The organism is Burkholderia mycopellens (genome assembly GCF_964265025.1).
Taxonomy (GTDB): Bacteria; Pseudomonadota; Gammaproteobacteria; order Burkholderiales; family Burkholderiaceae; genus Burkholderia.
The window spans coordinates 544,348-565,194 of sequence record NZ_OZ183804.1; the positions used below are offsets into that span (position 1 = coordinate 544,348).

Here is a 20,847-nt window from a genome sequence, read left to right on the forward strand (position 1 = left end):
CCGCGGCAGGTGGGACGGGAGGGTGCGGATCGCTGACGCAGCGACGCAATGCCGGGGGCGTCACGTGCCGCGTCATCGCAGCGACATCTTTCTCGCGTAAATCTATGGTACTTCGCTAGTCGGCGAGGTACCGTTTTCTCAAGGAATACCGACCATGGCGGCAAAACGTCTTCGCATCAACATGATTACCCGTCGCCAATCGACGTTCGACGGCCGGCATCTCGATACCGAGGCCGCACGTCGCCTCGGCGCGCACGCACAGGACGCGATTCCCGCCCATCTGAAAGGCACGCAAGGCGCCGAGGCCGAATGGCTGCCGCGCATGAAGGTCAGCGAGCGGTAACCCGGTTCCGCCGGACGCGCCGCTGCACGACAGCGCCGATCTCGCCGTCCGGCGGGCTCCCCGTTTCGATCCATGCGAAACGCGCCCGCGAGGGGGGCCGCCACTGACATTCAGACAACGGTCGGTAGCGTGCGCGAGGCCATCGCAGTGCTGGAAAATCCAGCCGGAAAGCGAGGACAAGCGGCGATGCGATACGAGGTGATTAGCGGCGAACCAACCAGTACGGCTCACCCTTTATGCGTCTTTCAGCCAGGGCATTTCCACAGGTGACACGACCAGTTGCCGGAATTCGCGTTTCAGATCGAAGATGAACCCGACCAGGATCATGGAGTCAGCGTAAGGAATCGGAAAGACATGCGGATTTTCCGGAGTACGCAGGGGGCGCTCGGGGCTGTCCGCCGTCGCCGCGGCGTTCTCGCGAACGCTTTCCAGTTCGTCGGCCATGGCCGGACCACTGATTTTCAGCACACGGCTACGCAGGTCGCTGAAGGGCTCGATGCGCGCAGCGTCTTCGTGGTATTCGGGCACTTCGTAAACGAACCAGGACATTTTCGGCTCCTATGAGAAGGGGCGCTATTCTAACGCTGCGCGAGGATCCACCGAGAATCGCGCCATGTCGTGCGATGGCCGCAGTCGCCGCGAGGCAGTCCGGCAGGGCCGATTTCTGACGAGACGGGCCGCCGCCGCGCGTGCGCGGCGATGTGTCGCGCGGTGGCCCGAGCAGGTGCTTACGGTGTGTCGCGAACCTGGCGCGCAACGCGCTGCAACAGCGCGTCGAGCACGTCCATTTCAACAGGCTTCACGAGGTGCTCGTCGAAGCCTGCGCGTTCGGTGCGTGCGCGGTCGGCCGCGCTGGCATGACCGGACAGCGCAACGCAGGTCGCGTTGCGCAGTGCGTGAATCGCGCGCAGTTCCTGCAGCAGCGTGAAGCCGTCGACGTCGGGCATCGTCAGGTCGAGGATCATCAGCTGCGGTGCGTAGTCGCGGGCGAGCGCCAGCGCGTCGTTCGCGTTGTAGGCGACGCGGGGCGCGTGTCCTTTCACCTGCAGCAGGACGGCGAGCGTGTCGGCCGAATCGCGATTGTCGTCGACGATGACGATACGTAGCGGCGCGCTGCCCGTCTGCGCAGACTTGACCGGCCTGCGCACGTCGCCGTGTGCCGCACGCGCCATGCGGTCGATCGGCAAGCGCACCGTAAACGTCGCACCGTGACCGGGCCCGGCACTTTCGGCCGAGATCCGCCCGCCGTGCAGTTCGACGAAGGTCCGGCAGATCGCGAGACCCAGCCCGAAGCCTTCGGACGGCCGCCGGCCCGACCCGCTTTCCTGCTCGAACAGGTCGAAGATGGTTTCGAGCGCGTCGCGCGCGATGCCGACGCCACGATCGGTCACGCGGATCGCGACGACCGGCCCCTCGATCCTGGCGCCGACGTCGATGCGTCCGTCGAGCGGCGAGAACTTCGAGGCATTGTCGAGCAGGTTGTGCAGCACCTGGACGAGCCGCGCATCGTCGCCGTGGAGCGGCACGGCATCGGATGGCAGGTCGACGTGGATGTGCTGCCCGCGCGCGGCAAGCTTCGACTGGATGCTTTCGACGCCGCGGCACACGATGTCGCGCACGGTAACGGGCCGGTCGTCCAGCTCGACCTTGCCCGCCGTGATGCGCCCGACGTCGAGCAGGTCGTCGACGAGCCGCGTCAGTTGCGTGACCTGACGATGCACGACGTCGAGGCACTGCGCGAGCGCGGGCGCGGGTGCCGGATCGGCCACGCTCTGCAGGATGCCGACCGAATGGCGCAATGGCGCGAGATGGTTGCGCAGCTCGTGCGCAAGCATCGCGATGAACACGCTGAGCCGGTGCGTCGACGCTTCGAGCTCCTCGAGCCGCTTGCGTTCGGTCATGTCGCGGGTGATCTTGATGTAGCCGCAGAGCTGGTTCGTGTGATCGTGCACGGGCGTGATCGTCACGCTCGCCCAGAACTGCGAGCCGTCCTTGCGCACGCGCCACCCTTCGTCTTCGAAGTGGCCGTTCGCGGCGGCTTCTTCGAGCCCGTGCGACGGTCGGCCGGCCGCGATCGCGTCGGGCGGATAGAAGCGCGAAAAGTGGTGGCCGACGATTTCCGCGGTGCGATAGCCCTTGATGCGCTCGGCACCCGCGTTCCATGTCGCGACATTGCCGTGCGGATCGAGCATGAACACCGCGTAGTCGGTAATCGATTCGACGACCGTCTGGAACCGGAACTCGGCGAAGCGGTGCAAGAGGTCGCGCGCGTCGGATTGCCCGAGCGGCGGTGGGTGCGAGCGAGGATCGATGTTGTGTTTCGTCATCTGGGCGGCAGGTCGAAGGCGGGCGGGGCAACGCCGCCCGGCCACCGTCGGGCGTGCGGCGGCGGCAGTACGAATCGGATCGGCACCCCGGAAGCATAAGGGAACTCAATTCGGCTGATCAATGGGCGCGCATCGGTTGTGCCGGCCGTCGTGGCGGCAGCGGGCAGTGGGTTCCGGCGTGCGATGCGGCATGACGATTGCAGGGCCTTCCGGCCCGCGCGCCGCGCGGCGGCCGCCCTGCCGCACGCGGCCGCCAGCCTGGCTAAGAGAACGGCACGAACGGCACGCTGAACCCCGACAACGAACCGGCCGGTCCGGACGACGGCAACGCCGATCGCGGCCGCGACGGTCGCGCACGGGGGCCGGGCGAGCCGGCCGACTGTGGCAGCGACGCGGCGGGCGCGCGACGTCATCGATTCTACGTCGATTCGCCCCTCGACAATCACGCGCTTGAATGCGGCGATGCATCACCTGATAGCGATACGGACCGCTCCGAGACGGGCGGGCGCGCGTCGGCGGACGGCGATTCGACGCCTGACGAAGGCGCGGATATCCAGCCTGACCGCACCGAGCGGCTGAGCGGGCCGGATCGCACGGAGGAAGCGAATGACCGGGACGAATCGGGCGATGACGGCGCGCCGTGACGCCCGGCACGCAAAAACTGCAATCGCATTGCAGATTGGCGCGTCCGGTAGCGGATCGACATCGCGATGCGCGTCTGTCATCCATTGGCCATGACATCGGCACGCGACTTGCGTTCGAGCTGACCGACGCGCGCCGTGGCGCGGCATGGGGCCGTGCGCGGCGCAGGCGCGATCGAGGAGGGACACGATGCAACGACGATATCCCGGACGGCACGGCGAACGCGGTGGCCCGCCCGACTGGCAGGAGCGCAACGAACGCGCATACCGGGGCGCCGGCGAGCGCGGCTTCCCGGACGACCCGGCGCGATGGCCGGACGAGGGCGACGACTCGGCGTACCGCCGCTTCGCGAGCGAGGACGTCGGTCCGGAAGACTGGGGTAGCGAATGGAGCGAACGCGCGGCGCGAACGGTCGACCAGCGGCGCGGCGCGGCCGATGCGGGCGGGCAGGGCGACTTCCCGCGCCAGCCGGCGCGGGCACCCGATCCCGGCTACGGCGAGCGCGACCGACGCGCGCAGGGCGGCGACTGGCCCGACAGCCCGTACCGAGGCGTCCCCCCGGAGTTTCGCGGGCATCACCGGATGGGCGGGTACGACCGCGACCGCGCCTATGGCGATCCGCGCGGCAACCCGCGCTACGGCGGTAACGCGTCCGACATGTCGCGTTTTGGCAGTGAGGCCGAACGCGACGCGCTGCGCGAGCGTCGCGGGCCGAAAGGCTATACGCGCTCGGACGAGCGGATCCGAGAGGATGTTTGCGAGCGGCTCGCGCATGCACTCGACATCGACGTGAGCGACGTCACGGTGCAGGTACAAGACGGCCGCGTCGAACTGGACGGCACGGTGCCGGCGCGGTGGATGAAGCACGGCATCGAGGACCTGGCCGACGGCTGCATGTGCGTGCGCGACGTCGAGAACCGCGTGCGGGTTCGTCGCGAGGGCGAGCACGAGTCGGGCATGGCGCCGACTCCCGACCAGCGAACCGTGACGCCGACGCAGCCTGCGGGACTCGATCCCGAACCGGGCACCGTCGGTCGCGACCGCGAGCGCAAACCGCATCACTGAGCGGCCGTGCACGAGACGGCGTGACCGGACCGCAACCGGCGCGCATGACGACAGGAACAGACGGCGGCCGCTCGGGCGCCGCGACGTTCCGGCATCAAGCGGTTGGTGCGCGAGCGCGGCGCGGCATTGCACGACGTCGCGACGTGATTTGTGCAACGCGATACCGGTTCAGCGATTCGCCGCGTTCGAAACGTCGTCTGGCATGCCGCGTGCGGGTGCCCGCGGCGCCACTACCGTTACGAGGAGCACAGCCATGGCGATGATCGTCGCAGGCCGCTTCACGACGTTCGACGAAGCGGAAGGTGGGGCGCGTCACCTCTACGAGCGCGCGTTCGGCCCGGACGACGTATCGATCTTCTTTCTGAATCCGGGCGGACAGCACGCGCGTTTTCCGATCGGCGGCGACGTCTATGCCGATACGGCGGCGAAGCCGGGCGGGCGCGGCGCGATGATCGGCGCGATCCGCGGGTTGGCGGTCGGCATCGTCGCGGGGCTGATCGTCTACGCGATCGGCGTGCGCTACTGGTTCGTCCCGGCCGCCGCCGCCCTGGCCGGCGCGTACCTCGGCGCATTGGGCGGCGCGCTGGGCCGGATGCGCGGCGAGCCTGCCGAAGGCAAGGGCACGCTTGCGCAGAGCGAAACCGGCGTGATTCTCGCCGTGCGCGTGGCGGCAGACACCGCGAATACGGCGGAAGACGTGCTGCGCGCGACCGGCGCGTCGTCGATCGAGCGCGTCAAGGGCGACTGGCAGGACGGCAAGTGGCGCGACTTCGATCCGGTACGCCGGCCCGGCGAGGCCGCATCGGGCGGCGGGACGCGCTGAATTTTTCACGCCCGCCTGCAGCGTTGCACGCACCACACGCGTTTGCCGCGCACGGCACGCCGCTTGCGGTGCGATGAATCGACAACAGCCGTTCAGGGAGGAATCCGAATGATGACTGCCGCACAGACGCCGCCGCCTCAGAAACAGGACCACCAGCCGGGCACCGGGCGCGGCATGCATCCGCAGCCGAGCACCACGCTGCCGACACTCCGGCATCACCTGAGCATGGCGCAGGCGCTCGAACGCAAGATGGGCGCGCACTGACGCGTGCCCGTTCAACCCCGGGCCGCGCGCGCGGCCCGTCTTTTTGGAGAGTCAGTCATGGCCCATCGGCAACCGAAGCACGAAGGCATCCGCGAATTGCTCTGCCAGGCATACGAAACCGAGCTTGGCGGCGCGAAGATCTACGAGGCCGCGCTGCAATGCGCGACCGACGAGGATCTGCACAAGGAATGGGAGAAGTACCATCGCGAGACGCTGCATCACCAGGAGGTGCTGCGCAAGGTGTTCGAGACGCTCGGCATGGACGCCGACGCACAGACGCCCGGCCGCAGCGCGGTGGCGGCCATCGGGAAGGCGCTCGTCCATGCGATCGAGCAGGCGCGCAAGCAGGCCGACCCGGCCGCCGCGCAGATCGTCGCGGCCGAGTGCGTGGTACTCGCCGAGACGAAGGATCACCTGAACTGGGAGCTGATCGGCTACGCGGCCGACCAGCTGTCGGGCGACGCCGCGAAGACGCTGAAGAAGGCGCACGACGAGGTCGAGGTCGACGAGGATCATCACCTGTATCACACGCGGGGCTGGGCGCGCGAGATGTGGATCGAGTCGATGGGCTTCAAGGCCGTGCTGCCTCCGCCGGAGGAAGTGAAGAAGGTCGAATCGGCGGCCGACGCGGCGCGCGCCGAACGTTCGCGCGGCAAGATGATGTGAGCCCGGCGGGTCCGGCACGGCCGCGACGCGGTCGGCCGGGCTCCACGCAGATCGCGATACCGACGATCGGCGCCAGCAGCGCATGGAACGCGGGGGCACGCCGCACCGGCTGCCGGGCTATCCGGACGCGGCGAACGGTCGTGCGAAGCCGGACGGGGAGCTTACACGGCGCTTGTAAAAAAGCCGCGGGGGCGTCGTGGCGCGGGCGTCAACTGCCGGTGCGCGCGGCGGCGCGTCGGGCTGACTTGCCCGCGACGACGGCCAGCCCGCCGGCGAGCGCAAGCAGCACCGCGCTCATCGCGAAGGTCGCACGGTAGCCGTGCAGGTCGAACAGCATGCCGCCGATCGTCGCGCCAAGCCCGATCGCGAGTTGCACGACCGCCACCATCAATCCGCCGCCGGCTTCCGCATCGTGCGGCAGCGTCCGTGCGAGCCACGTCCACCAGCCGACCGGCGCCGCGGTGCCGAGCAGGCCCCATGCGCCGAGCAGGCATGCGGTTGCCGCCGTGGATCCGCCGCAGAAGATCAGCGCCACCGCGATCGCGGCCATCAGCGCCGGCGTGACCACGAGTGTCCGGTAGAGCCCGCGTTCCAGCACGCCGCCGATCAGGACCGTTCCCGCGAAACCCGCGACGCCGATCACGAGCAGGATCAGCGACAGCGTGACGGTGCCCGCATGCGTGACGGTTTCGAGGAACGGACGCAGGTACGTGAACAGCGTGAACTGGCCCATGAAGAACACGCTGACCGCTGCCATGCCGAGCGCGACCGGCGGCCGGGCCAGCAGCCTGAGCGCATGGGCGGACGTGCCGCGCGGCGCGGACTGCATCGATGGCAGGCTGACGAGCTTCCAGCCCAATGCGATCGCGGCGACCGGCACGACGCAGAAGAAGGCCCAGCGCCACCCGACGATTCCCCCCAGAAAGCTGCCGAGCGGGGCCGCGACGACGGTCGCCAGCGCATTGCCGCCATTCACGATCGCCAGCGCGCGCGACACGTGCCGCGCCGGCACGAGGCGCATCGCGGTGGCGGCCGACATCGACCAGAAGCCGCCGATCGCCACGCCGATCAGCGCGCGGCCGGCGATGAACGACGCATAGTTCGGCGCGAACGCGACGAGCGTGCCGGACACGATGGTCAGCAGTGTCAGCAACAGCAGCAATGGCTTGCGATCGCGCCGGCCGGCGAGCGATGCGATGAACAGGCTCGTCACCAGCGCGAACGCGCCCGATACGGAGATGGCCTGGCCGGCCTGGCCTTCGCTGACGTGCAGGTCGCCGGCGATCGGCGTGAGCAGGCTGACCGGCATGAACTCGGACGCGACCAGCGCGAACGCGCCGAGCGACATCGCGAGGACGGCGCCCCACGCGGCCGCGCCGTCAGGTGCCGTGCCGCGATCGGGTGTGGAGAGGGATTGCATGTCGGGAACAGGATCGGAAAGAGGGGCCGTCGCGCGCTCAATCGCAACGCGTCGTGATGCCGTGCCCGGCCAGTTGCGTGCGCGCGTCGTCATCGCGCCCGGCCTGCACCCTGGCCGCCGCGGCCTGCGCGTCGTCGACCCAGGTGCGCGGGTTAAGGCGCGCCGGATTGAAGCCGGCGGCCTCGTAACGCAACATGTCCTGGCGGACCTGTTCGCGCGTCAGGCCCGGTGCGGATTGCGCGAATAGCGGAGCGGACGCGACAAGCGCGGCGAGGATCGTGAGAAAGCGGGTAGGCATGAGGTTCGGCTCCGAAAAACGGGTAGCCGGTGCGTCCGGGCGCTGCCGCGACGCATCGGGTCGATGGCTTCGCAGTCTAGCGAGCCGCTCCGGATCGATTAAGTAGCACGGCGCGCTTGGACTTATGAGCCAAACTGATGAATCGCCACGGGCGGTGCTACGATTGGCGTCCGTCCCGACCGGAGCTTTTCGACATGGCGCGTGAAAATTTGAACGACCTGATCGTCTTTCTCGCGGTGGCCCGCGACCGCAGCTTCACGCGCGCAGCCACGCGGCTCGGCGTGTCGCAATCGGCGCTGAGCCATACGATTCGCGATCTCGAAGCGCGGGTCGGCGTGCGGCTGCTGACGCGTACGACGCGCAGCGTGTCGATGACCGACGCGGGCGAAGCGCTGTTCCAGGCGGTGGCCCCGCGCATCGACGAGATCACGGCGCAACTGGCCGCGCTGTCGGATTTCAGGGACAAGCCGGCCGGCGTGGTGCGCATTACGGCCACCGAGCATCCGATCGATACGATCATCTGGCCGAAACTCAGGAAGATCCTGCCCGACTACCCGGATATCCGCGTCGAGCTGTCGGTCGATTACGGGCTGTCGAACATCGTCGAAGAGCGCTACGACATCGGCGTGCGGTACGGCGACCAGGTGGCGAAGGACATGATCGCCGTGCGGATCAGCCCCGATGTCCGGATGGCGATGGTCGCGGCGCCCGCCTATCTCGACGGCCGCAAGCCGCCGAAGAAGCCGCAGGATCTGCTCGATCACGATTGCGTCACGTTGCGGCTCGCCACGGCGAAGGGCATCTATGCGTGGGAGTTGAAGAAGGGCAAGAACGCCGTCCTGGCGCGCGTGAACGGCCGGATCACCTGCAACACGCAGCCGCACATGGTCCAGGCAGCGCTCGACGGCTTCGGCATCGCGTTCGTCACCGAGGACGTCGTGCTGGAGCATGTTCGCAACGGCAACCTGCGGATCGTGATGCCGGACTGGTGCCCGGTCTTTCCCGGCTACCACGCGTACTATCCGAGCCGTCGCCCGGCGTCGCGCGCGTTCACCGTCGTGATCGACGCGTTGCGGCATCGCGCCTAGCGCGTCGTGCGTCGCGACCGACATCGCCGCGGCGTGCGGAAAAACGCCCCGCGCGAGCGGGGCGTGCGAAGCGGCGGCGCCGGCGAACCGGCGCCGCGTCATCGCGATCAGTGACGGTCGCGTGCGCGCGGATCGTTCAGTTCCTCGGTCGGGTCGGTCAGCCCGAGCTCGTCGCCGGCGCGCCAGTACGGCGCGCTGCCGTAGAACTCGTGCAGCGGCCCCGCCCATTGCGGATCGGCCATCGCCGGCCAGTGGTCCTTGTCGAAGCCCGGTGCGTTGCGGATCCGCTCGGACGACACCGACAACAGGAAGCATTTGCGCTCGGTGTCGAGCGTGAGCGCGCTCCACGGGATCGCGTGCAACTTGTCGCCGATGCCGAGGATGCCGCCGCTCGACAGTACCGCATAGGCGACGCGGCCGGAGCGCACGTCGAGCATGATGTCCTTGATCTTGCCGACATCGTCGCCGTCGGTCGTATAGACCTTGTTGCCTTCCAGCGTATCGGCCGCCATCACGTCGGGGCCGGGGCCGGCCGCCGTTGCGGCGCCCTTGCCGATGATGCGAGTCTGACCTTGATCGGAAGTCTGCATGGTTTCCTCCAGGCTGCATGGGGCGCGACGGTGCCCGGGGAGGGCCCTGCGGGTCGCGCGGGGTTGTCGCGACGGGGCGAGGGGCGCTCCGTCACGTCTGCTTCGGTTGCGACACGCCCTCGAGCGTGTTCGCGATAGCGTCCTGCTCGGGGCCGGCCATGCGTGTCGCGATGCCTGCGAGCGACAGCAAGCCGATCGGCCCCTCGTGGTGATCGGCGACCGGCAGGCGACGCAACTGTTCAGTCGTGCAATGGATCGACACGTGCGCCACGGATGCAGCAAGCCGCGTGCCGTGGGCCGTCATGTGTCGCGGCGTTCGCGCTCGTCCTGCCGCGGCCTTTCATCGTGCGTGCCGGACGACGTGCCCGGCTCGATGCGGGTGACGCCGCCGATCGCGGGTGGGTCGCTCGCGGGAAACGTGTCCTCGAGCTGCTTGTCGATATGACGTTCCGAATGGCGCGTACGCGCGCGGTCGCGATGCTTGAGCGGCGGCGACGGATCGGGTTGCCGCTCGTGTGCCGGCGCATCGTGGCCGGACCGGGTCGAATCCTTCATCGCGAACCTCCATGTCGATGGCGATGGCGTGTCCCGTTCGCAACGGCCGTGCCCGGTATGCGACGGGTTCGCGCCGGCCATGAGCGGCACGCGCTTTGCCACGAGGCCGATGACAGCGGTGCGTGGTGCGGAAGGTGCCAGCCCCGCGCACTTCGAGCGGGAGGCACGATGAAGATTCCGAAACGACACCCGGGCGTGCGCTACGAGGTCAACGTATGCGGCGGCGGATTCGATTCGCTGAAGCGCCGTTTCAACGAATGGAAGCATGAACCGCTGATTTACCGGCCCGAGCGCCGGATGTTCGAAGGCAAGGCCGACGTGCGGCCGCTCGGCGGCGAGACGTTCGGCTCGACCGAACCCGCGCGGTTCGCGCTGCAGTGTGCGTGCGAGCCCGCCGATCCGTATGCGCTCGCCGCGCAGGTGCGCGACGACGGCCGCGAGCTGTGGCTCGTGATGGCCGCGTACGACGCGTAGCAGCGCGCTTGCAAGATTTGCAGCGAACGGTGTAGCGAAGAGACGGCACGTCGCGCAGCGCCGCCCGCATGGACGTGACAGCGGACATGCGGGCGTCGTGGATGTTCGACACGTTGACGCGTGATCCGTGGGAAGGCTTTGCGCAGTCGCGGCAGCGCATCACCGCATCGATGCGCGTCCGGCCGGGTGCTGAAACGTGAATGCGTCATCGCCGATGCTGCGGACGGTGGTACCCGTTTATCGGCGGCGCCGCGGAAACGCCGCGTGCGCTCGCCGATGTCGACACGACAGCCGGCACGCACCGCGAGCGAGCGCGCCGCGCTGGCCGGCCCGCGTTCGAGCACATCCCGTTAGCAGAACCGGCACGCCGCTTGCTGCGAGACCGGCGCGGCACGACCCGTGCCGCGTCACGGACGGAGGGTTTCATGAGCGGAAGGCTGGTTCATTGCAAGGTGGCAATCCTGGCGGTCGACGGCTTCGAGGAAGCCGAGCTCGTCGAGCCGCAGCGTGCACTCGCGGCCGAAGGCGCGCAGGTCGACGTGATTTCGCAGAAGCGTGGCGAGATCCAGGGCTTCAGGCACGTCGAAAAGGGCAAGCGCGTGAAGGTCGACCGCACGTTCGACGATGCACGCGTGGGCGATTACGACGCGGTCGTGCTGCCCGGCGGTGTCGTGAACGGCGACGCGATCCGGATGGTGCCGGCGGCGCGCGAGTTCGTGACGGCGGCCGTCGGTGCCGGCAAGCCGGTCGCGGCGATCTGCCACGGCGGCTGGCTGCTCGTGTCCTCCGGTCTCGTGGAAGGCCGCACGATGACGAGCTGGCCGAGCCTTCAGGACGACATCCGTCATGCAGGCGGCAAGTGGGTCGACCGGGAAGTCGTCCGTGACGGCCCGTTCATCACCAGCCGCAAGCCCGACGACCTGCCTGCCTTCAACGGCGCGCTGATCGACTCCCTGGCGCCGCAGGGTGCGTGAACCCGTGTCGGCCGACGCCATCCGTCCGGTGGAATTCGACACGACTGCTTCCCTCGACAGGATGAAGGGGGCATCAGTCGCGCGCGTCCAGCACCGGCTGAAGTGCGGGCTCGCCTGACGATGCCGGTTCATGGCCGCCGTGGCGGGCGGCGGCGGAGTCGCCGGGCCGGATCCTGAACCAGATCGCATACATCGCCGGCAGGAACATCAGCGTGAGGATCGTCCCGGCGAACGTGCCGCCGATCAGCGTGTACGCGAGCGTTCCCCAGAACACCGAATGCGTGAGCGGAATGAACGCGAGCACGGCCGCCATGGCGGTCAGGATCACCGGGCGCGCCCGCTGCACGGTCGCTTCGACGACCGCTTGGAACGGATCCAGTCCCGCCTGTTCGTTCTGGTGAATCTGGCCGATCAGGATCAGCGTGTTGCGCATCAGGATCCCCGACAGTGCGATGAGGCCGACCAGCGCATTGATGCCGAACGGCTGCCGGAACAGGATCAGCGTGGGCACCACGCCGATCAGGCCGAGCGGGCTCGTCATGAACACCATCACCATCGCGGAGATCGAGCGCACCTGGAAGATGATGATGACGAGCGTGACCGCCAGCATGATCGGGAAGAGCGGCAGCATCGCCTTCGTGGCCTTGCCGGATTCCTCGATGGAGCCGGCTTCCTCGATTCGATAGCCGCTCGGCAGCGCGGCGACGATCGGCTGAAGCCGTTTCGTGATCGCGGCCGACACGTCCGGCGGCTGCAGGCCGTCGGCGATGTCGCCGCGCACCGTGAGCGTCGGCACGCGATCGCGCCAGCGCATGATCGGCTCTTCCATCCGCACGTCGACCTTGCCGACCTGCGACAGCGGGATGCGCTGCCCGTTCGCGCCGGCGAGTGTGAAGTCGCCGAGCCGTGCCGGGTCGAGCCGCGCATCGCCGCCCGACCGCGCGATCACCTGTACGGTCCGGATATCCTCGCGCACCGCGGTGACGGGCACCCCGGTCAGCAGGAACTGCAGCTGCTGCGCGACCGCACTAGACGTCAATCCGACCGCCTGCAGGCGATCCTGCTGCAACGTGAAATGCAGCGTCGGCGCGCGCGTCCCCCAGTCTGCATTGACCGTGCGCATCATCATGCTGCCGGTCATCACGCGCTCGACGTCGGCGGCGATGCCGCGCAGCTTGTCCGGATCGGGGCCCGTGACCCGATACGCGACCGGGAACGGCGAATACGGGCCGAACACGAGCTGCGTCACGCGCACGCGCGCTTCGGGCGCGAGGCCGTCGGCGACGGCCCGCCGCAGGCGCGCCTTCAACGCGTCGCGCTCGTCCTGGCTGTTGGTGCGCACCACGATCTTCGCGAACGACGGATCGGGCAGCTCCGGCCCCATCGCCAGATAAAAGCGCGGCGCGCCCTGGCCCACGTACGCGGTGACGATCCGCGCTTCCTTCTGCTTCGCGAGCCACGCTTCGATCTTCGACGTGGCGGTGCTCGTTTGCGAAATCGACGTGCCGTACGGCATCTGCACCTCGATCAGCACCTCGGGGCGATCGGAGATGGGGAAAAACTGTTTCTTGACGACCGCCATGCCGAGTATCGCGAGCACGAACAGCGCGACGACCGAACCGGCGACGAGCCATTTGCGGGCGATCACGCGCGTCAGCCATTGCCGGAAGCGGTTGTAGCGGGGCGTGTCGTAGATCGCATCGTGACCGCCTTCGAATTTCCTGAGGTTCGGCAGCATCTTCACGCCGAGGTACGGCGTGAAGGCCACTGCAACGATCCACGATGCGATCAGCGCGATCCCGACGATCCAGAACATGTTGCTGGTGTATTCGCCGGCGGTGGAGCGCGCGAAGCCGTTCGGCATGAAGCCGACCGCGGTGACCAGCGTGCCGGCCAGCATCGGCGCGGCCGTATGGCTCCACGCATACGCCGACGCGGCCACGCGGTCGTAGCCTTCCTCCATCTTCACGACCATCATTTCGATCGCGATGATCGCGTCGTCGACCAGTAGCCCGAGCGCGAGGATCAGCGAGCCGAGCGTGATGCGGTCGAAGTTCTTGCCGGTGGCGGCCATGACGACGAACACCACGGCCAGCGTCAGCGGCACGGCCGCGGCGACGACGAGGCCCACGCGCCAGCCCATGCTGACGAAGCTCACCAGCATCACGACGAGGAGTGCGGCGAAGAACTTGACCATGAACTCGTCGACGGCGGAGCTGATGTTCACGGACTGGTCGGTGACCTTGGTCAGGCTCATGCCGAGCGGCATTTCCGCGTTGATGGCACCGACTTCGCGGTCCAGCGCACGGCCGAGGTCGAGCCCGTTCCAGCCGTCGCGCATCACGACGCCGAGCAGCAGCGCGGGTTCGCCGTTGTTGCGGATCATGAACGTCGACGGGTCTTCGTAACCGCGCTCGACGGTCGCGATGTCCGACAGTTTCAGCGTGCGGCCCTGCGCGACGATCGGCGTATCGCGAATCTTCTGCAACTGGTCGAATGCGCCGTCCACGCGAATGAAGATCTCCGGCCCGCGCGTCTCGACGGAGCCGGCCGGCGTCAGCGCGTTCTGGCCGTTGAGCGCGGTGAACACCTCCTGCGGGCTCACGCCGAGCGTCGCGAGCCGGTCATGCGACAACTGCACGTAGATGCGCTCCGCCTGTTCGCCGATGATGTCGACCTTCTTCACGCCCGGCACATGCAGCAGCCGCTGGCGCTGCATCTCCGCATCGCGCACCAGCAGGCGCTGCGGTTCGCCCTTGGCCTTCAGCGCGAACAGCGCAAACGTGACGTCCGCGTATTCGTCGTTGACCATCGGGCCGATCACGCCGGCCGGCAGGTCGTTCGCCACGTCGCCGATCTTCTTGCGCGCCTGATAGAACTGCTCCTGCACCTCGGACGGCGGCGTGCTGTCGAGCAACGTCAGCGTCGTGAACGCGAGGCCGGGGCGCGTGTAGGTTTCGGTGCGGTCGTACCAGCGCAGTTCCTGCATGCGCTTTTCGATCTTTTCGGCCACCTGGTCGTGCATTTCCTGCGCGGTGGCGCCCGGCCATGCGGTGACGATGGTCATCACCTTGACGGTGAATGCCGGATCTTCCGCGCGGCCCAGCTTGAAGAACGACACGAGCCCGGCGATTGAAATCAGGCAGATCAGGAACAGCGTGATCGCGCGCTCGCGCACCGCGAGCGCCGACAGATTGAAGCGGCGCTCACTCACGGCCTGGCTCCTTCGCTTGCGACCGCGACCGCCTGCGGCGACATGCGGACCGTTTCGCCTTCGCGCAGCAAGTGGGCGCCGAGTGCGACGACGCGTTCACCCTGGTTCAGCGCGCCGGACACGCGGGCGCTGTCGTCGTCCAGATGCTCGAGCTTCACCGGCCGCCACGCCACCTTGGCCGGATCGCCGGCGACGACCCACACGCCAGGCCCTTTGCCCGTGTCCAGCAGCGCGCCGATCGGCACCTGCAGGCCGGCTTGCGGCGCGGCGCGGGCGTCGTCCGGTATGCGGATCGTGACGGTCGCGCCCAGCGGGGCGGCGGCCAGCGTGCCTTGCAGCACGTAGCGCGCTTCGAACGTGCGGGTTCGCGCATCCGCCGTATCGGAGAGCTGGCGCAGCGTCGCGGGGACACGCAAGCCCGGCTTGCCGAACAGCTCGGCCTGCGCGACGGAGCCGACCGCGGGGCGCAGCGTTTCCGGCAACTGGATCACGGCTTCACGGCTGCCGGCGTGCGCGAGCCGCACGACCGGCTGGCCGGCGTTGACGACCTGGCCGGGCTCCGCGAGCGTGTCCATCACGACGCCGTCGCCGTCCGCCACGAGTTCCGCATAGCCGGTCGCATTGCGCGCGACGTCGGCGTCGGCTTCGGCGGCGCTCAGCTGGGCTTTCGCGGCATCGGCCGCCGCCTTGACCTGGTCATAGGCCGATGCCGATATCGCGCCGGTGCCGCGCAGGTCGCGGTAGCGCGCTTCGTCCTCGGCGGTCTGCCGCGCGCGTGCCCGTGCCGCGGCCACTGCTTCGTCGCGTGCGCGCGCCGCGAGCTTCAGGTCGACGGGATCGATCCGCATCAATGGCTGGCCGCGCCGGACGGTTTGTCCGGCATCGACGAGCCGCTCCAGCACCTTGCCGGACACCCGGAACCCGAGGTCGCTCTGCACGCGTGCAGCGACGGTTCCGGTAAACGAGCGGGACGCGGGCGCGGCTGCCTGCACGATGGCGGTACGCACCAGCGGCGCGTCCGTTCGCGGATCGGAAGGCGCTTTTCCGCTGCAGGCGGCTAGCGCGACGGGCAGTGCCGAGGCGACTGTGAGAAGAGCGAGGCGACGCCGGACCATGGAAGACCCACTGACGAAGTAATCGGGGCTTCCATTGTGTATCTAGTGACCAATATAGTCAATGGTCACAATTGGTTTAGGTTCAGGGGGCGAGGCTGCGGAGCACCAGGCTCGACAACTGCGCCGGCGCGGCGTCGGTCGTGTCGAGGTTGTACTGCAGCAGCAGCGGATTCAGGTAGGGCCGCATCACGAGGTAGATCGCCGCCGCGGTTTCGTCCAGCGGCGTCTTGCGCTCGAACTCGCCGCTTTGCCGGCCCGCCTGCAGCACCTCCTGCAGCAGCTTCTGCACGCGTGCCTCGTAGGCCTGCACCGACGGCAAGTTGCCGGTGGCGGCCGACGCGGCGATGTCGTACAGCTTGCGGTCGCGGAAGAACAGCCGCAGGCTCGCTTCGGTAAAGACCCTGAACATGCGTCGCAGTTTTTCGGTGGGCCGTTCCGCTTCCGCGACGGCGGCGCGCACGTCGGTTTCGATTTCGTGCAGGCAGTTCGCGCAGATCATCTCGCCGATCGCCTGTTTCGACTCGAAGAACTTGTAGATATAGGCCTTCGAGAAACCGATGGCCTTCGCGAGGTCGGATACCGTCGTCTTTTCATAGCCGTACCGGCTGAAGTGCTCGGTGGCGGCGGCCACGATCTGATCCCGCACGTCGTGATCGGCCGGGCCGCGCGCGGGAGCCGGGGAAGGGGTGTTTTCTGTCATGGATTGCGGCTGGCTGGGATGGACAACGAGTGACTATTTGGTATTATAGTCACTACCTGATCTTTGCTAGAACCGCCATGCTACCGAAACCCATCGTTGCCGCGGTGCTTGCCGCGCTCCTGTCAGCGGGATGCGCCGTCGGTCCCGACTATGTGCGGCCGGACGTCGCCATGCCGCAGCGCTTCCCGGGCCAGAGCGCCGTGGAGCAGCGGCGCGCGGCGGCCGAAGCCGAGCTCGCGACATGGTGGACGGGTTTCGGCGATCCGAAGTTGACCCGGTTCGTCACGCTCGCGCTCGCGCAGAACCTCGATCTCGCGCAGGCCGCGGCCCGCGTCGCGCAAGCGCGCGCGGGGCTCGGTGCGGCCAATGCGGCGCTGTTGCCGTCGGGCAACGTGACCGGTCAAGCCGCGCGCGCCTATCAGTCGGTGGAGACGCCGTTGGGGCGCGTGCTGAATTCGACGCCCGGTTTCGACCGTCACGGCAACGACTACGAGACCGATTTCAATGCAAGCTGGGAACTGGATGTGTTCGGCGGGCTGCGCCGCGGGCGGGAGGCCGCGCTTGCCGACTATCAGGCCTCCGAAGCGGCGGCGGTCGCCACGCGCCTTGCCGTGGCCGCGCAGACGGCGGACGTCTACATCACGATTCGCGGGTTGCAGGGCCGGCTGAAGGTCGCGCGGCACCAGGTGCAGACCGAGCAGGATCTGTTGTCGACCCTCAATCTGCTGTATGGAAAGGGGCTCGCCGCGGAGCTTCAGGTCAGGCAGGCCGAAGGCGCGCTCGCCCAGGTTCGCGCAACGGTGCCGGTGCTCGAAGCGGCGCTGGACGCGGCGATGAATGCGCTCGACGTGATGCTCGGCTCGCAACCCGGTACGTATCGAGCGGAATGGCTCGACGGCGGCGACGTGCCGGTTGCACCGCGGATCGCGGCGACAGGAACGCCTGGCGAACTCCTCAGGCGGCGGCCCGACCTGATCGTCGCCGAGCGGCGTCTGGCCGCGTCGAACGCGCGCATCGGCGTGGCCATTGCAGAGTATTACCCGAAGTTCTCGCTGAGCGGGTTGATCGGTAGCGCGACGACGATGGGCGCGGGCAACCTGTTCGCCGGCGGCGCGAACCAGGCTGCCGGCGTGCTCGGCCTGCGCTGGCGTTTGTTCGACTTCGGCCGCATCAATGCGCAGATCGCGCAGGCCAAAGGGCAGGATGCCGAAATGCTTGCTGCGTATCGGCTCGCGGCGCTGCACGCCACCGAGGACGTCGAGAACGCGTTCTCGGCTCTCGTCAAACGCGACGAACAGGCGGCCGTGCTCGCCGACGGCGTGGATTCGCTCGGCCGCGCGAGGGCCGCGTCGTTCGCGGCGTACCAGAAAGGCGTCGTCAGCCTGATCGAAGTGTTGCAGGCCGACGAAAGCCTGCTGCGCGCGTCCGACGAGCGCGTGCAGGCGCAAACCGAATCCGCACGCGCGGCAGTCGCCGCTTTCAAGGCATTAGGTGGCGGCTGGCAATCCGGCATGCCGGATGCGGTCGCCAGTCGATAGCGGCCGCCCGTACCGGGAGTTTGATCGTTGGCATGCCATTGACGGGTATGCGTTCTCGATGATGTCGTGGGTGTTCGAAGTTTCTGCTAACCGTGATCGCGGCACTGCTCACGCGGAAGCCCTCGGAAGCCCAGCCGGCAAAAGCCGAGCGGGATGTGCTCGTCGAATCCGCTGCGATGCTTGGGCGCAACCACAGAACGCCATTGGCGGAATCTCCGAACTTCAAGATCAGTCGAAGGGCACGGCAAGCCGGTCGATCACCGCGCTGGTCTTCGGGCGTACGCCGCGCCACCAGGCGAACGCTTCGGCCGCCTGCTCGACCAGCATCCCGACGCCGTCTGCGATCCCGTGAACACCGGCATTTTTCGCGAGCCGGAGAAACGGCGTGAGACGCTTGCCATAGGCGAGCTCATAGGCGGTCCCCTTCGGACTGAACACGCTCGGCGGGACAGGCGGCAGGTCGCCGGTCAGGCTGGCCGACGTCGCATTGACGACCAGGTCGAAACACCCCATCCGTGCGAGGTCCGCGTAGGAGCAGGCAACGGGCGAACCGCGTGCCGCGACCTGCGCGACCTGCGCGACCAGCGCATGTGCCTTGTCGACGTCGCGATTGGCGATGACGAGTTCGGCCGGTCCGGCCTCGAGGAACGGCAACAGGGCGCCGCGCGCGGCGCCGCCCGCACCGAGCACCAATACCCGCTTGCCGGCCATCGGAAGGTTGAGGTTCGCTTCGATATCGCGAACCAGCCCGATGCCGTCGAAGTTGTCCGCCAGGATGCGGCCGCCGTCGAACTTGAGCGCGTTGGCCGCGCCCGCGAGCCGCGCACGCTCGCTGCGTTCGTCCGACATCGCGAACGCATCGAGCTTGAACGGCGCGGTGACGTTGAGGCCCTTGCCGCCGCCGTCGAAAAACGCGCGTACCGCTGCAGCAAAGGCGCCTGCCGGCTCGACGGGCCCCTCGATCGCCGTATAGCGGATGTCCTGATGCGTTTCTTGTGCGAAGAGGCCGTGGATCAGCGGGGATTTCGTGTGACCGATCGGATTGCCGATCACCGCGTATGGGTCGGTCATCATTGGCTCACTTTTGAATAGAGAACGCCATCGGCCTGCATCGCGTCGATTTCGGCCGAATCGAATCCGAGGGAGCGCGCGACTTCCGCGTTGTGCTGCCCGAGATCGGGCGCGACCTCGCGTATCGTCGTATCGCAATCGGAAAACCGGAACGGCAGGTTGGGCAGGCGCAGCGTCCCGTAGCGCGGATGCTGCTGCTCGACGACCATGCCTCTGGCCTGGATCTGCGGATCGTTCAATACCTCGTCGATGCGTTGCACCTTCGCGCAGGGCACGTCGATGCCGTCCAGCAGTTCCAGTACCGACGTGACGGAGCGCGCGGCGACCCACGGCTCGACGACCGACAGAATCTCCGCGCGATGCGCGTTGCGTCCGGTGCTGTCGTGAAACCGCGTGTCGGCGCCGAAGTCCGCCGGGCCGCCGTGCGTCGCGATCAGTTCGGCGAAGCGCTTCCACGCGTCGTCGACTTGCGCGGCGATCACGAGATCGCCGTCCGCGGCACGGAACACGCCATAGAGTGTCGAGGTGGGCATGTCGTGCCCGGTCTGCTCGGGCAGCACGCCTTTCAGCGTATAGCACTGCACCGCGTATTCGTGCATCGACACGAGCGTGTCGTACAGCGCCATGTCGACATGCTGACCGCGGCCGCTCTTCACTCGCCCCAGCAGCGCGGCATTGATGGCCGCGACCGCATGAATGCCGGTGTACATGTCGCCGAGCGAAATGCGCAGCAGCGGCGGCCGGTCGCCGGGCGTGCCGACCATCTGCATGATCCCGCTCTTGGCTTCGGCGATTAGCCCGAAGCCTGCGCGATGCGCATCGGGGCCGGTGTGACCGTACGCCGAAATCGAACAGTAGACGAGCCCGGGATTGCGCGCCGACAACTCGGCATAGCCGAGCCCGAGCTTGTCCAGCGCGCCCGGCCGGTAGTTCTCGATGAAGACGTCGGCGGAGTCGCACAGCCGCTGCATGAACGCCTTGCCGCGCGCGTCTTTCATGTTGACGCTCACGCCGCGCTTGCCCATGTTGAGCTGCAGAAAGTAGCCGCTTTGCTGGTCGTCGAGCACGGTAGCGTGCTGGCGTCCGGCGTCGCCCGTCCCGGGGCGCTCGACCTTGATGACTTCGGCGCCGAGCGCCGCGAGACAGCGCCCGACATACGGGCCGGCAAGGAAGTGGCTGTAGTCGATGACGCGAATGCCTTCGAGTGGACGAGCCTGCATTACAGTGCCTCCGGGCGGCGCGGCACCATCAGGCGATGCTCGCCGCGTTGAACCACCTGGCCGTCCTGGTTGATCAGCTCCGACGGCAGCACGACGATGCCCCAGTCCGGGCGACTCTTGCTCGCCCGCATCGAACCGACGCGGAACTTCACGTGCAGCACGTCGCCGACCTTGATCGGCAGCAGGAAATCCCAGGTCCAGCCGAGCGACATGCCCGGCAGAAAGCGATAGTCGCTCTGCGTTTTCAGCCCGTCGGCGATGGACAAGCCGAACAGCCCGTGCGCGACGAGGCACCCGAAATGGCTCGCGTTTGCGTATTCCTCGTCCACGTGGACGGGCGTATGGTCGCCAGTGAGGTCGGCGTACGCGAGAATGCGCTCGCGCGTCACCGTGTAACTCGGGCTCGTGCACGTGTCGCCCTCGCGGGCGTCGTCCCAGTATTTCTCGACGATCGTCATCA

22 protein-coding genes and 1 pseudogene are annotated in these 20,847 nt (G+C 68.0%); 10 read left to right on the forward strand and 13 right to left on the reverse strand.

Translation table 11 applies throughout. The features are described 5' to 3' along the window. The first annotated feature begins 154 nt into the window (after positions 1–154). Positions 155–343, forward strand: a complete 189-nt coding sequence (locus ACPTTC_RS36365; protein WP_175952452.1) for a hypothetical protein — start codon at positions 155–157, stop codon at positions 341–343. A 234-nt stretch (positions 344–577) separates the two neighbouring features. Here the strand turns inward: ACPTTC_RS36365 and ACPTTC_RS36370 are convergent, their stop codons facing one another. Both ACPTTC_RS36370 and ACPTTC_RS36375 read right to left on the reverse strand, forming a co-directional pair. Further along, positions 578–892, reverse strand: a complete 315-nt coding sequence (locus ACPTTC_RS36370; RefSeq protein WP_175952454.1) for a helicase — start codon at positions 890–892, stop codon at positions 578–580. A 179-nt stretch (positions 893–1,071) separates the two neighbouring features. Continuing rightward, positions 1,072–2,670, reverse strand: a complete 1,599-nt coding sequence (locus tag ACPTTC_RS36375) for a PAS domain-containing hybrid sensor histidine kinase/response regulator (protein WP_423396150.1) — start codon at positions 2,668–2,670, stop codon at positions 1,072–1,074. Between the two features lie 287 nt (positions 2,671–2,957). On the opposite strand from ACPTTC_RS36375, the gene ACPTTC_RS36380 reads away from it, so the two are divergent. The 5 genes from ACPTTC_RS36380 (at position 2,958) to ACPTTC_RS36400 (ending at position 6,130) form a co-directional block, all read left to right on the forward strand. Then, positions 2,958–3,314 (forward strand): chemotaxis protein, encoded by a 357-nt coding sequence (locus tag ACPTTC_RS36380; protein ID WP_423396568.1) that lies wholly within the window; start codon positions 2,958–2,960, stop codon positions 3,312–3,314. Between the two features lie 187 nt (positions 3,315–3,501). Then, entirely contained in the window at positions 3,502–4,377 is an 876-nt protein-coding gene (locus ACPTTC_RS36385; RefSeq protein ID WP_423396151.1) for a BON domain-containing protein, read from the forward strand. A 253-nt stretch (positions 4,378–4,630) separates the two neighbouring features. Beyond that, complete coding sequence (locus ACPTTC_RS36390; RefSeq protein WP_226198240.1) at positions 4,631–5,200, forward strand: hypothetical protein; 570 nt, start codon at positions 4,631–4,633, stop codon at positions 5,198–5,200. A gap of 108 nt (positions 5,201–5,308) precedes the next feature. Continuing rightward, complete coding sequence (locus tag ACPTTC_RS36395) at positions 5,309–5,464, forward strand: hypothetical protein (RefSeq protein WP_226198239.1); 156 nt, start codon at positions 5,309–5,311, stop codon at positions 5,462–5,464. 57 nt (positions 5,465–5,521) lie between these two features. Continuing rightward, positions 5,522–6,130: a DUF892 family protein gene (locus ACPTTC_RS36400; protein ID WP_423396152.1), complete on the forward strand. Its 609-nt coding sequence runs from the start codon at positions 5,522–5,524 to the stop codon at positions 6,128–6,130. 208 nt (positions 6,131–6,338) lie between these two features. Here the strand turns inward: ACPTTC_RS36400 and ACPTTC_RS36405 are convergent, their stop codons facing one another. Continuing rightward, positions 6,339–7,550, reverse strand: a complete 1,212-nt coding sequence (locus tag ACPTTC_RS36405; protein WP_423396153.1) for an MFS transporter — start codon at positions 7,548–7,550, stop codon at positions 6,339–6,341. A 37-nt stretch (positions 7,551–7,587) separates the two neighbouring features. Beyond that, positions 7,588–7,848, reverse strand: a complete 261-nt coding sequence (locus ACPTTC_RS36410) for a DUF4148 domain-containing protein (RefSeq protein ID WP_423396154.1) — start codon at positions 7,846–7,848, stop codon at positions 7,588–7,590. Positions 7,849–8,042: 194 nt separating this feature from the next. Here ACPTTC_RS36410 and ACPTTC_RS36415 point away from each other — a divergent pair, with 194 nt between their 5' ends. Then, entirely contained in the window at positions 8,043–8,936 is an 894-nt protein-coding gene (locus ACPTTC_RS36415) for a LysR family transcriptional regulator (protein ID WP_423396155.1), read from the forward strand. 107 nt (positions 8,937–9,043) lie between these two features. Here the strand turns inward: ACPTTC_RS36415 and ACPTTC_RS36420 are convergent, their stop codons facing one another. The 3 genes and pseudogenes from ACPTTC_RS36420 to ACPTTC_RS36430 all read right to left on the reverse strand — a co-directional run bounded on the left by ACPTTC_RS36420 (position 9,044) and on the right by ACPTTC_RS36430 (position 10,081). Further along, a complete protein-coding gene (locus ACPTTC_RS36420) occupies positions 9,044–9,526 on the reverse strand; it encodes a PRC-barrel domain-containing protein (RefSeq protein ID WP_423396156.1) in 483 nt (160 codons plus the stop codon). Between the two features lie 91 nt (positions 9,527–9,617). Beyond that, positions 9,618–9,767 (reverse strand): annotated as a pseudogene (locus ACPTTC_RS36425) (CBS domain-containing protein); the annotation flags it as partial. Between the two features lie 59 nt (positions 9,768–9,826). Beyond that, a complete protein-coding gene (locus ACPTTC_RS36430) occupies positions 9,827–10,081 on the reverse strand; it encodes a hypothetical protein (RefSeq protein ID WP_423396157.1) in 255 nt (84 codons plus the stop codon). Positions 10,082–10,249: 168 nt separating this feature from the next. Between ACPTTC_RS36430 and ACPTTC_RS36435 the strand changes: the two genes are divergently transcribed. Further along, on the forward strand, positions 10,250–10,555 hold the full coding sequence (locus ACPTTC_RS36435) for a hypothetical protein (protein ID WP_423396158.1): 306 nt from the start codon (positions 10,250–10,252) through the stop codon (positions 10,553–10,555). Between the two features lie 425 nt (positions 10,556–10,980). Further along, positions 10,981–11,529 carry a type 1 glutamine amidotransferase domain-containing protein gene (locus ACPTTC_RS36440; RefSeq protein WP_423396159.1) on the forward strand — a complete coding sequence of 183 codons (549 nt, stop codon included), beginning with the start codon at positions 10,981–10,983 and terminating at the stop codon, positions 11,527–11,529. A 73-nt stretch (positions 11,530–11,602) separates the two neighbouring features. On the opposite strand, the gene ACPTTC_RS36445 is transcribed toward ACPTTC_RS36440, so the two are convergent. The 3 genes from ACPTTC_RS36445 to ACPTTC_RS36455 form a co-directional block, all read right to left on the reverse strand. Next, a complete protein-coding gene (locus tag ACPTTC_RS36445) occupies positions 11,603–14,743 on the reverse strand; it encodes an efflux RND transporter permease subunit (protein ID WP_423396160.1) in 3,141 nt (1,046 codons plus the stop codon). Continuing rightward, positions 14,740–15,858 carry an efflux RND transporter periplasmic adaptor subunit gene (locus ACPTTC_RS36450; RefSeq protein ID WP_423396161.1) on the reverse strand — a complete coding sequence of 373 codons (1,119 nt, stop codon included), beginning with the start codon at positions 15,856–15,858 and terminating at the stop codon, positions 14,740–14,742. The genes ACPTTC_RS36445 and ACPTTC_RS36450 overlap by 4 nt, the downstream gene beginning before the upstream one ends. A gap of 82 nt (positions 15,859–15,940) precedes the next feature. Beyond that, positions 15,941–16,558 carry a TetR/AcrR family transcriptional regulator gene (locus ACPTTC_RS36455; RefSeq protein ID WP_423396162.1) on the reverse strand — a complete coding sequence of 206 codons (618 nt, stop codon included), beginning with the start codon at positions 16,556–16,558 and terminating at the stop codon, positions 15,941–15,943. Positions 16,559–16,635: 77 nt separating this feature from the next. On the opposite strand from ACPTTC_RS36455, the gene ACPTTC_RS36460 reads away from it, so the two are divergent. Next, complete coding sequence (locus ACPTTC_RS36460) at positions 16,636–18,096, forward strand: efflux transporter outer membrane subunit (protein WP_423396163.1); 1,461 nt, start codon at positions 16,636–16,638, stop codon at positions 18,094–18,096. A gap of 228 nt (positions 18,097–18,324) precedes the next feature. Here the strand turns inward: ACPTTC_RS36460 and aroE are convergent, their stop codons facing one another. Genes aroE through ACPTTC_RS36475 form a run of 3 tightly spaced genes read right to left on the reverse strand, consistent with a single transcriptional unit; the run spans position 18,325 to position 20,845 of the window. Then, positions 18,325–19,167 (reverse strand): shikimate dehydrogenase, encoded by an 843-nt coding sequence (aroE, locus tag ACPTTC_RS36465; protein ID WP_423396569.1) that lies wholly within the window; start codon positions 19,165–19,167, stop codon positions 18,325–18,327. Next, positions 19,167–20,387, reverse strand: coding sequence for a CaiB/BaiF CoA transferase family protein (locus tag ACPTTC_RS36470; RefSeq protein WP_423396164.1), 1,221 nt, complete (start codon positions 20,385–20,387; stop codon positions 19,167–19,169). The genes aroE and ACPTTC_RS36470 overlap by 1 nt, the downstream gene beginning before the upstream one ends. Next, complete coding sequence (locus tag ACPTTC_RS36475; RefSeq protein ID WP_226198477.1) at positions 20,387–20,845, reverse strand: MaoC family dehydratase; 459 nt, start codon at positions 20,843–20,845, stop codon at positions 20,387–20,389. Before ACPTTC_RS36475 ends, ACPTTC_RS36470 begins: the two co-directional genes overlap by 1 nt. Positions 20,846–20,847: the final 2 nt, after the last annotated feature.

What these genes read in the sequence shown, in the direction of transcription:
- ACPTTC_RS36455 (WP_423396162.1), bottom strand. Translation starts at nt 16,558, where the DNA reads ATGACAGAAAACACCCCTTCCCCGGCTCCCGCGCGCGGCCCGGCCGAT.
- ACPTTC_RS36410 (WP_423396154.1), bottom strand. Translation starts at nt 7,848, where the DNA reads ATGCCTACCCGCTTTCTCACGATCCTCGCCGCGCTTGTCGCGTCCGCT.
- ACPTTC_RS36435 (WP_423396158.1), top strand. Translation starts at nt 10,250, where the DNA reads ATGAAGATTCCGAAACGACACCCGGGCGTGCGCTACGAGGTCAACGTA.
- ACPTTC_RS36370 (WP_175952454.1), bottom strand. Translation starts at nt 892, where the DNA reads ATGTCCTGGTTCGTTTACGAAGTGCCCGAATACCACGAAGACGCTGCG.
- ACPTTC_RS36390 (WP_226198240.1), top strand. Translation starts at nt 4,631, where the DNA reads ATGGCGATGATCGTCGCAGGCCGCTTCACGACGTTCGACGAAGCGGAA.
- ACPTTC_RS36400 (WP_423396152.1), top strand. Translation starts at nt 5,522, where the DNA reads ATGGCCCATCGGCAACCGAAGCACGAAGGCATCCGCGAATTGCTCTGC.
- ACPTTC_RS36375 (WP_423396150.1), bottom strand. Translation starts at nt 2,670, where the DNA reads ATGACGAAACACAACATCGATCCTCGCTCGCACCCACCGCCGCTCGGG.
- aroE (WP_423396569.1), bottom strand. Translation starts at nt 19,167, where the DNA reads ATGACCGACCCATACGCGGTGATCGGCAATCCGATCGGTCACACGAAA.
- ACPTTC_RS36385 (WP_423396151.1), top strand. Translation starts at nt 3,502, where the DNA reads ATGCAACGACGATATCCCGGACGGCACGGCGAACGCGGTGGCCCGCCC.
- ACPTTC_RS36430 (WP_423396157.1), bottom strand. Translation starts at nt 10,081, where the DNA reads ATGAAGGATTCGACCCGGTCCGGCCACGATGCGCCGGCACACGAGCGG.
- ACPTTC_RS36475 (WP_226198477.1), bottom strand. Translation starts at nt 20,845, where the DNA reads ATGACGATCGTCGAGAAATACTGGGACGACGCCCGCGAGGGCGACACG.
- ACPTTC_RS36405 (WP_423396153.1), bottom strand. Translation starts at nt 7,550, where the DNA reads ATGCAATCCCTCTCCACACCCGATCGCGGCACGGCACCTGACGGCGCG.
- ACPTTC_RS36365 (WP_175952452.1), top strand. Translation starts at nt 155, where the DNA reads ATGGCGGCAAAACGTCTTCGCATCAACATGATTACCCGTCGCCAATCG.
- ACPTTC_RS36415 (WP_423396155.1), top strand. Translation starts at nt 8,043, where the DNA reads ATGGCGCGTGAAAATTTGAACGACCTGATCGTCTTTCTCGCGGTGGCC.
- ACPTTC_RS36470 (WP_423396164.1), bottom strand. Translation starts at nt 20,387, where the DNA reads ATGCAGGCTCGTCCACTCGAAGGCATTCGCGTCATCGACTACAGCCAC.
- ACPTTC_RS36440 (WP_423396159.1), top strand. Translation starts at nt 10,981, where the DNA reads ATGAGCGGAAGGCTGGTTCATTGCAAGGTGGCAATCCTGGCGGTCGAC.
- ACPTTC_RS36460 (WP_423396163.1), top strand. Translation starts at nt 16,636, where the DNA reads ATGCTACCGAAACCCATCGTTGCCGCGGTGCTTGCCGCGCTCCTGTCA.
- ACPTTC_RS36395 (WP_226198239.1), top strand. Translation starts at nt 5,309, where the DNA reads ATGATGACTGCCGCACAGACGCCGCCGCCTCAGAAACAGGACCACCAG.
- ACPTTC_RS36450 (WP_423396161.1), bottom strand. Translation starts at nt 15,858, where the DNA reads ATGGTCCGGCGTCGCCTCGCTCTTCTCACAGTCGCCTCGGCACTGCCC.
- ACPTTC_RS36420 (WP_423396156.1), bottom strand. Translation starts at nt 9,526, where the DNA reads ATGCAGACTTCCGATCAAGGTCAGACTCGCATCATCGGCAAGGGCGCC.